Origin of the sequence: Anoxybacillus sp. ST4, assembly GCF_019448545.1 — a bacterium.
Taxonomy (GTDB): Bacteria; Bacillota; Bacilli; order Bacillales; family Anoxybacillaceae; genus Anoxybacillus; species Anoxybacillus pushchinoensis.
This window is the reverse complement of record NZ_JAHZOE010000039.1, coordinates 1-13,922: the sequence shown is the minus strand read 5'-3', so window position 1 is coordinate 13,922 and position 13,922 is coordinate 1. Positions and strand designations below refer to the sequence as shown.

At 40.9% G+C, this 13,922-nt stretch carries 13 protein-coding genes, 1 tRNA gene, 3 rRNA genes and 2 riboswitches; of the genes, 4 read left to right on the top strand and 13 right to left on the bottom strand.

Annotated features, from left to right (window positions below; all coding sequences use genetic code 11):
• From K1I44_RS14105 to guaA, 3 genes are all read right to left on the bottom strand, one after another.
• Positions 1-70 (bottom strand): 16S ribosomal RNA (locus K1I44_RS14105); the annotation flags it as partial.
• A 240-nt stretch (positions 71-310) separates the two neighbouring features.
• A complete protein-coding gene (locus tag K1I44_RS14100; protein WP_219986535.1) occupies positions 311-1,636 on the bottom strand; it encodes an NCS2 family permease in 1,326 nt (441 codons plus the stop codon).
• A 115-nt stretch (positions 1,637-1,751) separates the two neighbouring features.
• A riboswitch (purine riboswitch) is annotated at positions 1,752-1,853 on the bottom strand.
• 83 nt (positions 1,854-1,936) lie between these two features.
• Positions 1,937-3,457 carry a glutamine-hydrolyzing GMP synthase gene (gene guaA, locus K1I44_RS14095; protein WP_219986534.1) on the bottom strand — a complete coding sequence of 507 codons (1,521 nt, stop codon included), beginning with the start codon at positions 3,455-3,457 and terminating at the stop codon, positions 1,937-1,939.
• Between the two features lie 93 nt (positions 3,458-3,550).
• Positions 3,551-3,652: riboswitch (purine riboswitch) on the bottom strand.
• A gap of 127 nt (positions 3,653-3,779) precedes the next feature.
• Between guaA and K1I44_RS14090 the strand changes: the two genes are divergently transcribed.
• A complete protein-coding gene (locus K1I44_RS14090) occupies positions 3,780-4,319 on the top strand; it encodes a DUF6944 family repetitive protein (RefSeq protein WP_219986532.1) in 540 nt (179 codons plus the stop codon).
• 8 nt (positions 4,320-4,327) lie between these two features.
• Here the strand turns inward: K1I44_RS14090 and groL are convergent, their stop codons facing one another.
• Both groL and groES read right to left on the bottom strand, forming a co-directional pair.
• Positions 4,328-5,944, bottom strand: coding sequence for a chaperonin GroEL (gene groL / locus K1I44_RS14085; RefSeq protein ID WP_219986531.1), 1,617 nt, complete (start codon positions 5,942-5,944; stop codon positions 4,328-4,330).
• Positions 5,945-6,015: 71 nt separating this feature from the next.
• A complete protein-coding gene (gene groES, locus K1I44_RS14080; protein WP_219986530.1) occupies positions 6,016-6,300 on the bottom strand; it encodes a co-chaperone GroES in 285 nt (94 codons plus the stop codon).
• Between the two features lie 225 nt (positions 6,301-6,525).
• Between groES and K1I44_RS14075 the strand changes: the two genes are divergently transcribed.
• Together K1I44_RS14075 and K1I44_RS14070 are read left to right on the top strand one after the other, a co-directional pair.
• Positions 6,526-7,263, top strand: a complete 738-nt coding sequence (locus K1I44_RS14075; protein ID WP_219986529.1) for a CPBP family intramembrane glutamic endopeptidase — start codon at positions 6,526-6,528, stop codon at positions 7,261-7,263.
• On the top strand, positions 7,260-7,433 hold the full coding sequence (locus K1I44_RS14070) for a YdiK family protein (protein WP_009362636.1): 174 nt from the start codon (positions 7,260-7,262) through the stop codon (positions 7,431-7,433). The genes K1I44_RS14075 and K1I44_RS14070 overlap by 4 nt, the downstream gene beginning before the upstream one ends.
• A gap of 9 nt (positions 7,434-7,442) precedes the next feature.
• On the opposite strand, the gene K1I44_RS14065 is transcribed toward K1I44_RS14070, so the two are convergent.
• Positions 7,443-8,078, bottom strand: a complete 636-nt coding sequence (locus tag K1I44_RS14065) for a redox-sensing transcriptional repressor Rex (protein WP_009362635.1) — start codon at positions 8,076-8,078, stop codon at positions 7,443-7,445.
• A gap of 227 nt (positions 8,079-8,305) precedes the next feature.
• Here K1I44_RS14065 and K1I44_RS14060 point away from each other — a divergent pair, with 227 nt between their 5' ends.
• Entirely contained in the window at positions 8,306-10,201 is a 1,896-nt protein-coding gene (locus K1I44_RS14060) for an ABC-F family ATP-binding cassette domain-containing protein (protein WP_219986533.1), read from the top strand.
• Between the two features lie 297 nt (positions 10,202-10,498).
• On the opposite strand, the gene tsaD is transcribed toward K1I44_RS14060, so the two are convergent.
• The 7 genes from tsaD to K1I44_RS14025 all read right to left on the bottom strand — a co-directional run.
• Positions 10,499-11,512 carry a tRNA (adenosine(37)-N6)-threonylcarbamoyltransferase complex transferase subunit TsaD gene (tsaD, locus tag K1I44_RS14055; protein ID WP_219986528.1) on the bottom strand — a complete coding sequence of 338 codons (1,014 nt, stop codon included), beginning with the start codon at positions 11,510-11,512 and terminating at the stop codon, positions 10,499-10,501.
• A complete protein-coding gene (gene rimI / locus K1I44_RS14050; protein ID WP_004577723.1) occupies positions 11,509-11,952 on the bottom strand; it encodes a ribosomal protein S18-alanine N-acetyltransferase in 444 nt (147 codons plus the stop codon). Before rimI ends, tsaD begins: the two co-directional genes overlap by 4 nt.
• Positions 11,953-12,657, bottom strand: a complete 705-nt coding sequence (tsaB, locus tag K1I44_RS14045; protein WP_219986527.1) for a tRNA (adenosine(37)-N6)-threonylcarbamoyltransferase complex dimerization subunit type 1 TsaB — start codon at positions 12,655-12,657, stop codon at positions 11,953-11,955.
• On the bottom strand, positions 12,638-13,111 hold the full coding sequence (gene tsaE / locus K1I44_RS14040) for a tRNA (adenosine(37)-N6)-threonylcarbamoyltransferase complex ATPase subunit type 1 TsaE (RefSeq protein WP_219986526.1): 474 nt from the start codon (positions 13,109-13,111) through the stop codon (positions 12,638-12,640). The genes tsaB and tsaE overlap by 20 nt, the downstream gene beginning before the upstream one ends.
• A 162-nt stretch (positions 13,112-13,273) precedes the next feature.
• Positions 13,274-13,350: transfer RNA gene (locus tag K1I44_RS14035), tRNA-Met, on the bottom strand.
• Between the two features lie 214 nt (positions 13,351-13,564).
• Positions 13,565-13,681, bottom strand: a 5S ribosomal RNA gene (gene rrf, locus K1I44_RS14030).
• A 120-nt stretch (positions 13,682-13,801) separates the two neighbouring features.
• A 23S ribosomal RNA gene (locus tag K1I44_RS14025) occupies positions 13,802-13,922 on the bottom strand; the annotation flags it as partial.

Below are 13,922 nucleotides of genomic sequence, written 5' to 3'. Positions count from 1 at the left end.
TCCGCTCGACTTGCATGTATTAGGCACGCCGCCAGCGTTCGTCCTGAGCCAGGATCAAACTCTCCATAGAAAAGTTATCCTTAGCTTCTGTACGCTTTTCGCTTCGTTCAGTTTTCAAGGAACATCAGTGCCGCTTTTTGAAGCGACCTTTTTAATATAACATTTTACATCCTCTTTGTCAACACTTTTTTATCATTTCGAAAAGCTACTTGTTTCAATCAGCAATAAGTATACTATCAAAAGTTTATTTCACAGTCAACTGTTTTTTAAAAAAAAATAGGGACTCGGGTACGCCCGAGCCCCTAAATATTTATTCCACTAAAAATGCGAAATATAAAATGAAAACAATAAATAATCCGTACATAATTGGGTGAATTTCTTTCGCTCTACCTTTTGCAATCATTGTAATTGGATAGAAAATAAATCCGATCGCAATTCCTGTTGCGATACTGTATGTTAAAGGCATTGCAATTAATGTCAAAAAGGAAGGAACGGCAATTTCAAACCGAGTCCATTCGATCTTTCCGAGCGATGATACCATAAGCACACCGACAATAATTAATGCTGGCGCTGTAACAGGTGCTGTTACAACAGATAGTAATGGTGAAAAGAACAAGGCAAGCAAAAATAAAATGGCTGTTACAACAGAAGCAAAACCTGTACGCCCACCTGCTGCTACTCCAGCTGATGACTCAATGTACGATGTAGTAGTTGACGTACCTAAAATTGCCCCGACCACCGTTGCACAAGAATCTGCAAAAAGCGCTTTTCCTGCCCGTGGCAATTTATTTTCTTTTAATAAACCTGCTTGATTCGCCACAGCGACTAACGTTCCTGCTGTATCAAAGAAATCGACGAATAAAAACGTCAACACAACCGCTAGCATTTTTATATTAAAAATTTCTCCAAAATGCTCAAACGCTACTCCAAATGTAGGGGATAAACTCGGTACAGAACCGATTACCTTCGTTGGTACATCGATTAATCCCGAAAACATCCCAATAACAGCTGTAATGACCATTCCAATAAAAATACCACCATTTATACCACGAACCATTAAAATAACCGTAATAATAACACCAAAAATAGCTAACAGTGTATTACCATCTGTCAAATCCCCTAAACCAACAAGAACGGCATCGTTATTAACAATAATACCTGCGTTTTGGAATCCGATAAACGTAATAAATAGTCCAATTCCTGCCCCAACCGCATATTTTAAATCTTGGGGAATGGAGTTAATAATCTTTTCACGAATACCACTTAACGTAAGTACAATAAAAATAAGTCCAGACATTAAAACGCCAGATAACGCGGTCTGCCAAGGAATGCCCATCGTCAATACAACAGTAAAAGCAAAGAAAGCATTTAATCCCATTCCCGGTGCGAGCGCAATAGGATAACGCGCAATCAATCCCATTAATAGCGATCCGACCGCCGCCGCAATGGCCGTTGCTGTAAATACCGCCCCTTGATCCATTCTCATTTCATTTGGCAAATCTGGCACTGCACTTAATGATAAAATCGAAGGATTGACAAATAAAATGTACGCCATAGATAAAAATGTCGTTAAACCGGCAATAATTTCCCTCTTATAGTTTGTGCCAAGCTCATCAAATTGGAAATACTTTTTGATCACTTTTAGTCCCTCCATATGTTGTAATAAAAAGAAAAACGCTTCTAGCAAACTACCAGAAGCGTTGACTATGATGCATAATGCACGAACATAGAGAGGAACCAAGCAGATTCCTCTCCCCCACATTACCCATCGTAGTCAAGCTATTTACGGTAGCTTGGTAGAGACTCCCGAGCCATATTCTCGAGATTATACGATGTATCCTCTATTTATTTTACACATACATTCTAACAATCGACTCCGATAAAGTCAATATTAAAAACGAACATTTTTTACGTAAATATTTTTTTTGTTCGTTTTTTACTCCCACTCAATAGTTGCCGGCGGCTTGCTTGTAATATCATACACGACACGATTGACATGAGGCACTTCGTTGACAATACGTGTAGAAATTACTTCAAGAACATCCCAAGGAATGCGCGCCCAATCCGCTGTCATACCGTCAATCGAAGTGACTGCACGAATACCGACCGTATAATCATACGTGCGCGCATCACCCATTACACCGACGCTACGAATGTCAGGTAGAACCGTGAAGTACTGCCAAATTTCACGATCAAGCCCTGCTTTTTTAATTTCTTCACGTAAAATGGCGTCTGATTCACGAACAATCTCTAACTTCTCTTCTGTCACTTCCCCTAGTACGCGAATACCAAGTCCAGGTCCTGGAAAAGGTTGACGCCATACAATTTCATCCGGAATACCTAATTCTGTACCGAGCGCTCGCACTTCATCTTTAAAGAGCGTATTCAATGGCTCGATTAATTTAAACTTCATATCTTCTGGTAAACCACCGACATTGTGATGAGATTTAATCGTTTGGGCTGTTGCTGTACCGCTTTCAATAATATCAGTATACAACGTACCTTGTACTAAAAATTCGATGCCATCTAGCTTTGCTGCTTCATCATCAAAAACGTAAATAAATTCATTTCCGATAATTTTTCGTTTTTGCTCCGGGTCACTTACACCTTTTAATTTATTTAAAAATCGTTCCTTTGCATCTACTTTAATGACATTCATATGAAAGCCTTCGCGGAACGTTTTCATCACACTTTCCGCTTCTCCTTTACGAAGCAAACCGTGGTCAACAAAAATACATGTCAACTGATCACCGATTGCCCGATGGACGAGAACTGCCGCCACCGATGAATCCACACCGCCACTTAAGGCGCAAAGCACTTTTTTATCGCCGACGAGTTCGCGAATTTTACGAACTTCGTGATCAATAAAACTTCCCATCGTCCAGTCGCCTTTGCATTCACAAATTTCAAATACGAATCGCTTCAACAACTCATTACCATATACGGAATGACGTACTTCAGGATGAAACTGAACAGCATAAAACTTTCTCGTTTCATCGCTCATCGCAGCGATAGGGCAAGATGGGCTTGTCGCATCAACAGTAAACCCTTCCGGCGTTTTCGTCACTAAATCTCCATGACTCATCCAAACAATTTGCTCCGTCGGTAAATCACTAAACAATTGCGACGGACGCTGCACCGTAATCGTTGCCTTTCCGTATTCTCGATGCGTCGCTTTTTCTACTTTTCCGCCTAAATGGTGTGTCATCAGCTGCATACCATAACAAATACCTAAAATCGGAATACCTAACTGAAAAAGCGCTGGATCGCACGTAAACGATTGTTCATCATACACGCTATTTGGTCCACCCGAAAAGACAATTCCTTTTACATTCATTTGTTGAATTTGCTCGGCCGTAATCGTATGTGGATGCAGCTCGCTGTACACACCAAACTCACGAATGCGGCGCGTAATTAACTGATTGTACTGACTCCCGAAATCTAAAACGACGATCATTTCCTGCTGACTCAAACGAAATCACCCCATCTACATATAATAAAAAAGCTAGCATTCATACCCCGCATAAAAAAACGAAGGCAGAATTCTAGCAATATAGAACACTGCCTTCGTAGTCGGGTCATTTACGGTGTCCCGGTAGAGACTCTCGAACCATATTATCGAGGATATACGAAGGTGCGCATCTTAAATTTTAGTCCATTCTACCAACTTCGTTCCTCATCGGTCAAGATATCGTCTTTTTTATTAAATTTTCTAACAATTAACCGAACAAAATGACTTGCATATGATATACGAGCAAAATGAACGTAGGAGAATGAGTATGGATCCTCAAATGAGAACTCTGTTTGGTTCATTTACCCAAGCTTTAGGCACGGTCACATCAGCTGTTGGAAGCATTCCTTCTTTAAGTGAGAAAAAACAGTTCGCTCTTGATTTGTGGGGAAACGTACTGCAAGCCATCGGAAATGCCTTAGAAGCAGACGATAAAACATCCAATGTACTAGGTACATATGGAAATGGCATTCAATCCATTGGGAATGTGACAGTTGTCGCTGCCCTATTAAGCAAAGAAGGAAAGCGTCTAGAGATTACAGGAAACTGGTTACAATCGTTAGGCGGACTCCTTTCATTCGCAGATGATTGGGGAAGTGAACAATCATCTCCATTAAGCCCCATTGGAAATGTACTTCAATCAATTGGCAACGCCCTACAAGCGATCGGCGGAATATATGAGGAGCGAGGAAATAAGGAAGAAGGGCAGTCGATCAGCATCGCAGGCGCATGGATTCAAGCGGTTGGTTCTATTCTTTGTTTTTTAAATGAATTAAAGGAAAAAACTACCCCATCGAAAGTGGGGTAGTCGTCTTATTACATCATGCCGCCCATGTCAGGCATGCCAGGTGTGTTTTTGTTTTCTTCTGGTTTATCAGCAACAACCGCTTCTGTTGTTAAGAACATAGCCGCAACAGATGCTGCGTTTTGAAGCGCAGAACGAGTTACTTTTGTTGGGTCAACGATACCAGCTTCAATCATATCAACCCACTCGCCAGTTGCTGCGTTGAAACCAACACCAGCTTTTTCTGTTTTTAAACGTTCAACGATAACAGAGCCTTCTAAACCAGCGTTTTGAGCGATTTGGCGAACAGGCTCTTCGATAGCACGAAGGACGATTTTCACACCAGTTGCTTCGTCACCTTCTGCTTCGATCGCTGCAACTTTGCTGTAGACGTTCATTAACGCTGTACCACCGCCGGCAACGATACCTTCTTCTACCGCCGCACGTGTTGCGTTCAATGCGTCTTCGATACGTAATTTACGCTCTTTTAGTTCAGTTTCAGTTGCCGCACCAACTTTAATAACCGCAACGCCACCAGCTAATTTCGCTAAGCGCTCTTGTAACTTTTCACGGTCAAACTCAGAAGTTGTTTCCTCTAATTGAGCACGGATTTGGTTGATGCGTGCTTGAATGTCTTCCGCACGGCCAGCGCCACCAACGATCGTTGTATGTTCTTTTGTCACAACGACTTTCGTTGCACGACCGAGTGAAGCAATCGTTGTCGATTTTAACTCACGGCCTAACTCTTCTGTAATGACTTCACCGCCTGTTAAAATCGCGATATCTTGAAGCATCGCTTTACGACGGTCACCGAAGCCAGGCGCTTTTACTGCAACAGCTGTGAATGTGCCACGAAGTTTGTTTACGACTAATGTCGCAAGCGCTTCGCCTTCTACATCTTCAGCAATGATTAATAATGGTTTGCCTTGTTGAACAACTTGCTCTAATACAGGAAGAAGTTCTTGAATGCTTGAAACTTTTTTATCTGTAATTAAGATGTATGGGTTGTCTAATACAGCTTCCATTTTGTCAGAGTCTGTAATCATGTATGGAGATACATAGCCACGGTCAAATTGCATACCTTCCACAACATCTAATTCTGTCGTGAAGCCTTTAGACTCTTCTAATGTAATCACACCGTCTTTACCGACGCGTTCCATTGCTTCTGCGATTAATTGACCAACTTCTTCGTCAGCCGCAGAAATTGCTGCAACTTGAGCAATGGAGTCTTTTCCTTCAATTGGTTTAGAGATCGCTTTTAATTCTTCTACCGCAACCGCAACAGCTTTTTCAATACCTTTGCGAATACCCATTGGGTTCGCACCAGCTGTTACGTTTTTCAATCCTTCACGAATCATCGCTTGCGCTAATACAGTCGCTGTTGTTGTACCGTCACCAGCAACATCATTTGTTTTGCTTGCTACTTCCGCAACAAGCTTTGCACCCATATTTTCAAACGGATCTTCTAACTCGATTTCTTTTGCAATTGTTACACCGTCATTTGTAATTAATGGAGAACCGAACTTTTTCTCTAATACAACGTTACGACCTTTTGGACCTAATGTTACTTTTACTGCATCGGCTAATTTATCTACACCGCGTAACATCGCACGACGAGCTTCTTCGCTGAATTTAATTTCTTTTGCCATACATCTTACCCCCTTGATGATAATTTTTTGTTAAGTATTTTTGTATGCTTTATATGTTATCAGGCGAACGATTAACCAATCACAGCTAAAATGTCGCTTTCACGCAAGATTAAGTACTCTTTTCCATCATATTTTACTTCTGTGCCCGCATATTTTGAGAAGATGATGCGGTCACCAACGCTTACTTCTGGAGCTACGCGCTCACCATTATCAAGAATGCGACCTGAACCAACTGCCACAACTTTTCCTTCTTGTGGTTTTTCCTTCGCTGTGTCTGGTAAGACAATTCCGCTCGCTGTTTTTTCTTCAGTTTGAATTAATTCAATGGCAATACGATCACCTAGTGGCTTCAACACGGCAAACGACCTCCTTAATTAGATTTTCGTTCCGTTATTAGCACTCATCATCATTGAGTGCTAACACACTTATTATATTAATGAACTTTTTTCAATTTTGCAAGTAGGAAGTTAAAAATTTTTCATTAAATAATTCCCTCTTTCATTATGCCTTTCCTTTCGAATTTCATACAAAAAATATGGTAAAATGAAAAAGTACTCATTTTGCCAAAAGGGGTTGAACACGTGAAAAAGCAATATTGGTATGTCATTATTACATACATCGCCATGCAGTTATCTAGTTTAATTGGCGTTCCTTTGCTTGCACATAGCGGGTTTGTTGACACATCAAATAAAGAAATCGCCCTATCCATTGCCTCGGGTTATTGGGCTGTCATTAGCTTCTCGATCGCTTTTCTTTTCGTTCTTTATTTCATGAGAGAAGATATGAGATACTCATATGATCGCCATCAAGCATCTATCGGAACGTCAATTTTTTGGGGAATTGGGGGATTTTTTCTTGCTCTTTTCGCTCAAGGCATCGCAGCAAATATTGAGATGCACGTATTTGGCGTCGAGATGGGGTCCGAAAATACGAAGCGCATCGTTGAAATGGTAAAGCTAACACCAGCGCTTATGCTCGTCACTTCGATCGTCGGACCGATTTTAGAAGAAATCATTTTTCGAAAAATTATTTTTGGAACGCTGTATCAAAAATATAACTTTTTCTTATCAGCGGCTGTCAGTTCCCTTTTATTTGCTGTCGTTCATTTAGAGTTTGAACATTTGCTTCTTTATGCAACGATGGGATTCGTATTTGCTTTCTTATATGTCAAAACAAAGCGTATCCTCGTACCTATTGCAGCACATGTACTGATGAACACATTTGTCGTTGCCATTCAAACGTTATTTGCTGAAGAAATTGAAAAAATAATGAAGGAAGCAGAACAAATGCAATTCGTGATTTGGGGGCTGTTTTCATGAAGTCTGAGCCGTTATTTTACTTTTTGATGGGCATTTTATTCACTTATTTTGCTGTCGACAGCGCTGATGATGGCATTTGGGACGTCACAACGATGTTATTTATCCTTATTGCTACATTAGATTTTGGAACAGCTATTCGTTCTTTATTGAAAAAAACCTCCCGCTCATGAACGGGAGGTTTACTCATTTCCGTAATGTTTCAAAAAGTAAACAAGTGACTGCAATTCGACCGCTAAATCAATATGATGAACGCGAATGTGTTCAGGCACATGCAGGCGAGCAGGCGTAAAGTTTAAAATTCCTTTAATGCCTTTTTGGACAAGTCGATCGGTAATCGGTTGGGCAACTTGGGCTGGAACGGTTAAAATCGCTACCGTAATCCCACCTAGTTTTTCTTCCAATTCATCTAAATGATAAACGGGAACGCCCCCTACTTCCGTTCCGACTTTATCTGGATCGACATCAAACGCCATCACGATTTTCGTATTATTATTTTTACTAAAATTGTAGTTCAAAAATGCCGTTCCTAAATTACCAACCCCAAATAACGCTACTTCTGTCGTTTCATCTTGATCCAACGTTTTTCTGAAAAACGACAGTAAATAATTCACATTATAACCGTATCCCTTTTTTCCAAGCGCACCAAAGTATGAAAAATCACGGCGAATCGTTGCTGAATCGACTTTTACGGCTTCACTTAACTCCGCTGAAGATACACGCTGCTTTCCTGATGCATGCAAGTTTTTCAAAAAACGATAATACAACGGTAGTCGCTTTGCGGTCGCCTGCGGAATTTTTGGTTGTTCATTATTCACGAGTCAATCCCCCACATTTCCTTTCACAAATAGTTAGCGCTTTCATTTTTCTCTCCTATACGTCTGAAAAGTTCTCCCCACTTTTAAACTATACACTATTTTTTTCATTCTGTCTTTCCTTTGTAACCTTTATTATTATTTTTGTCAAATTTGTTATTCGCACACTAGTGTTGCCGAACATCAAGAAAGTACGTTACACTATCAAAAGAAGATTGAGGTGAAGAATGATGATCATTTTACAAGTAAATCAACTATCCAAATCATACGGGGCAGAACAAGTTTTATCAGACATTAAGCTTGAAATACAAGAAAAAGACCGTATTGCGTTAGTTGGAAGAAATGGTGCAGGAAAATCAACATTATTAAAAATCATTGCCGGCCAATTGTCATATGACACGGGGGAAGTGATAAAACCGAAGCACGTAACAATTGGTTACTTAGACCAATATACCGGTTTGCACGCCCATCGCTCTATTTGGGAAGAAATGCTTGATGTGTTTGCCCCCCTTCAACAAATGGAAAAACAATTACGTGACCTAGAACAACAAATGAGCTTGCACGGTGCCGACTATGAGCGCTTACTTGAGCATTACGACCGTTTACAAACGGAATTTAAAGAAAAAGGTGGCTATCAATATGAAGCCGATATTCGTTCTGTGCTTCATGGTCTCCGCTTTTCTCAGTATGACTACACAACAAAAGTATCCACGTTAAGCGGTGGACAGCGAACGCGGCTAGCGCTCGGCAAACTGCTTCTAGCTAAACCAGATTTGTTGATTTTAGACGAACCAACAAACCATTTAGATATGGAAACATTGCAATGGCTTGAACAATATTTAAAAAATTATGATGGGGCCATTCTTATCGTCTCACACGATCGCTATTTTCTTGACCAAATCGTGACACAAGTGTATGAATTATCACGCACAAAAATAAAAAAATACGTTGGAAACTATACAAGTTATTTACAACAACGGGCGGAACAATTTGAACAACAATTGAAACTGTACGAAAAACAACAAGAAGAAATTTCAAAATTAAAAGATTTTATTCAACGAAATATTGCCCGTGCATCGACAACAAAGCGAGCTCAAAGCAGAAGAAAACAACTAGAAAAAATGAATATCATTGAAAAACCGCTCGGTGATGAAAAATCGGCATCGTTTCGCTTCGAAATTGAACGCCCAAGCGGAAATGACGTATTAACAGCTACCAATTTAGCCATTGGTTATGATCAAATCATCGCAACAAACCTCTCATTTCGTGTCACTCGCGGTGATAGCATCGCACTTATTGGGCCAAATGGAATTGGAAAATCGACTCTTTTAAAAACGATCATTAAGCAACTCCCTGTAAAACATGGGGAACTACGCTACGGAACAAATGTACAAATTGGGTATTACGATCAAGAACAAGCTCAATTAACATCGAACAAACGTGTCATCGATGAACTATGGGATGAAGATCGATTAAAGACGGAAAAAGAAATTCGCACGATTCTCGGAAACTTTTTATTTTCTGGTGACGATGTATTGAAGCCAGTGCAAACATTAAGTGGCGGTGAAAAAGCCCGGCTCGCTCTCGCCAAACTAATGATGAAAAAAGCCAACGTATTAGTGTTAGACGAACCGACAAACCATTTAGATTTAGACAGCAAAGAAGTGCTAGAACAAGCGCTTATTGAATACCCAGGAACAATTATCTTTGTTTCTCACGACCGTTATTTTATTAACAAAATCGCAACAAAAATATACGAGTTATCCACAGATGGTCTTGTTGAATATTTAGGAGACTACGATTATTACGTGGCGAAAAAAGCAGAGCTACTCGAACTTGGACAAATCGCTCAAGAGACGACAACGGACGAATCATCGTCACTAAAACGCTCATATGAAGAAGAAAAAGAACGAAAAAAATTAGAGAGACAACGAAAACGAAAAATAGAGCAGCTAGAAATAGAAATGGAACAACTCGAGCAACAAATTGCAACGTATGAACAACAATTATATGATCCTTCCTGCTACAACGACTATGAAAAAGCCCGAGATACACAAGCGAAAATTGAACAACTGAAACAAAAATTCGATGAATTATTCGAACAATGGGAACTTTTACAACAATAATGATGAGCTAGCTCCATTTGTGGACTAGCTCATCTTTTTACACAAACATATCCACAGAAAAAACATCTAAATATAAGTTATTCACGCACTTTTCCACATTATCCACAAAAAAACTGAAAAATTCACATACATCGCTGTGGTTAACTCGTTATTATAAAATAACATAAAATCAACGTTTTCCACATTATTCACATATATGTGGATAAAATAATCCACAAAAAAAGCTCGGTTTTTCTTGGAAGAAATTTATACGACTATAAAAAAGGAGTGCCCCTTCACTTTTGGGACACCCTCCTTCTATAACAGTAAACTTGGGTTCGCATTTAACGCCATAGTAGCGCGCTTTCCTTGTTGAAATAATACTGTCCCAGCTGCTGCAATCATCGCTGCATTATCTGTGCAAAGCGATAACGGTGGAATAACGAGTTCAACTTCTGGAAGTCGCTTCATTTGTTCTCGCAATTGCGTACGCAATCCTTCGTTTGCAGCGACACCGCCGGCTAACAATATTTGTTTCACCCCATAGTGCGCAGCAGCTTGCATCGTTTTTTCCACCAATACTTCCACAACACTCGCTTGAAAGCTTGCTGCCATATCTTCAGGGCGAAGCGTTTCCCCTCGTTGCTTAGCGTTATGCAATGTATTAATTACTGCTGATTTTAATCCACTAAAACTAAAATCGTACGATCCTTCTTCTAACCATGCGCGTGGCAAATCGATGATTGGCTTTCCTTCTTTCGCCAAACGATCGATATGGGGACCTCCTGGATAAGGTAACTGCAACGCTCGAGCAACTTTGTCATATGCTTCCCCTGCAGCATCGTCGCGCGTCTCCCCAATCACTTCAAACATCCCATGCTCTTTCATATAAACAAGCTCCGTATGCCCCCCTGAAACAACAAGCGCTAACAACGGAAACTTCATTTCTTGCACAAGTCGATTGGCATAAATATGACCCGCGATATGATGCACGCCAACAAGGGGGATGCGATGTGCAAAAGCTAATGCTTTTGCCGCATTTACACCGATCAATAGCGCGCCAACTAGCCCCGGCCCTTCTGTCACTGCAATGGCATCAAGTTCATTCACATCCATATTTGCTCGCCTCATCGTTTCTTCTAACACGAGCGTAATTTGTTCAACATGATGGCGCGATGCAATTTCAGGAACGACGCCTCCAAACCGTTGATGACTTTCCATTTGCGATGCGACAACGTTCGCTATTATTTCACATCCGTTTTTCACAATGGCTGCAGCTGTTTCATCACAGCTCGTTTCAATCCCAAGTACAAATATATCTTTTTCACTCATAATTTCACCCACATTACTAAAGCATCTTCTTGGTTATCCGAATAGTATCGTTTCCGAATTCCTCCATTTAAAAAACCGAGTTTCCGATATAATGATTGTGCAACTACATTCGACACCCGCACTTCTAATGTCATCGTTTTCGCCCCTTCTTCCCTTGCTAACGCCATCGCTTGTCTCATCAGTGCTTCTCCTAGTTTTTTACCACGAAATTGAGGCAACACTGCAATGTTTGTAATATGCGCTTCATCCATAACCAACCACATGCCACAATAGCCAATTACTTGTCCATCATACTCCAGCACAATGTAACGAGCATACGGGTTGTTTGTCAACTCTTGATAAAAAGAAGAGCGACTCCACGGGAGCGTAAATGAAAGTTGCTCAATTTCTATAATGCGATCAAGATCTTGAAGCGTCATGAAACGGAAGGAAACGTCCACTTAACATTCCGTCCTTTCTTGCTGACGAGCAAGCCAATTCGCTTCTGCCTCTGCTAAACGAATATAGTTTGGTACGAATGTATGAATGTCCTCTGGCTCACGATGCATGCCTAACCATGCTAACTCACTCGGACGCGGATTATGGAGTGTGAACGAAGCCACTTGAACAGCACGATTGAGCGTTTGAATGAATGAAGCTTCGTGCAAAGAGCTATCATTTCCAACTAACAAAATAGGCTCATCATAAGCCTTTAATTCATTTGCCCAATCTGTCGCTAAAATGACTTGATCAGCCACAATGGATTGAATGTTGCCTCCTTCCGCTTTATAAAGGCCTGTATAAATTTGTCCTCGCCGAGCATCCATTAATGGAACAATGAGCCCTTGAAAATACTTTGCACTTGCTGCCATCGCCTCCAAGCTTGATACGCCGATGAGCGAAATGCCCAATGTCCATGCGAGTGTTTTGGCAATCGTTACGCCAATGCGAACACCTGTATATGACCCAGGACCTTTTGCAACAACGATACGCTCGATTTCTTTCGGACTCATATCACACTCTTGAAGAAGCGACTCAATTGCAGGCATCACTCGTATAGAATGATTTTTTTTCAAATTTGTAATGATTTCTCCTTTAACAACTTGGCCGTCAACGACAGCAATCCCCATAACAAACGTTGATGTATCAATCGCTAACACTTTCATCGCTAAAAATCTCCTTACATAACTGTTCATAACGTTGGCCGATCGGAGAGAAGCGAATAATCCTGCTTCCTCCATCGGCATGGTGAATCGTAATATGTAAACGCTCAGCTGGCAAATATGGTTCAATGATATGTGCCCATTCCACAACCGTTACACCATCACCAAAAAAATATTCATCAAATCCTAAATCTTCTTCGCTTTCCTCTAGACGGTATACGTCCATATGATACAAAGGTATACGTCCTTCATATTGTTTGATAATGGTAAAAGTCGGGCTGCTCACATTACGGTTGATTCCTAAACCTTTTGCTAGCCCTTTTGTAAATGTCGTTTTTCCTGCTCCTAAATCGCCCTCTAACGTGATTACGTCTTTTGGTTGAATATATTGGGCGAGTTTCGTCGCTAATGCGACCGTATCTTCAGGATGATATGATACATATTCATATGTTTTCATCGCTCATTCCCCTAATTGAATAAAATCAACATACAAAAAAGACCTTAGGATCGCTCTCCTAAGGAAATGATACACATATAAGTGTACACGAAAATAAAGCATAAAGCAAAAAAGGCATAAAAAAACACGAAACTAATATCGTTTCGCTTTCGTTTCATTCATTGGTTGCGGGGGCAGGATTTGAACCTGCGACCTTCGGGTTATGAGCCCGACGAGCTACCTGGCTGCTCCACCCCGCGATGATACGATACAAACAAGTGTTTAAATCGTCGTACAATTCAATTAAACAAGACACATAAATGAAACTTGGCCATCCCGCTCTCAGATAGCACACTCAAGAAGCGGCTCGAGCGGTATGCTGATGTAAACTCATAGGTGCCTATTCGTTCGTGCTCCACCCCGCGATGATACGATACAAATAAACGTTGAACCTATTGAAATAAATATAAAAATGCCCGGCAACGTCCTACTCTCGCAGGCGGTGTCCCGCCAACTACCATCGGCGCTGGAGAGCTTAACTTCCGTGTTCGGGATGGGAACGGGTGTGACCTCTCCGCTATCGTCACCGAGCAAACATGCTTCTTTTCGCCGCATAAGGCGTGAAGGATAATTCCTTCAAAACTAGATAACAGGTCTCAGCTTTTCTTGCTGTCTAGCTTCGAACTAACGTTCTCAGCTTTTCCCGTGTGCTTAGTTAAGTCCTCGATCGATTAGTATCCGTCAGCTGCACGTGTCGCCACGCTTCCACCTCGGACCTATCAACCTTGTCATCTTCAAGGGATCTTACTCGCTTGACGCGATGGGAAATCTC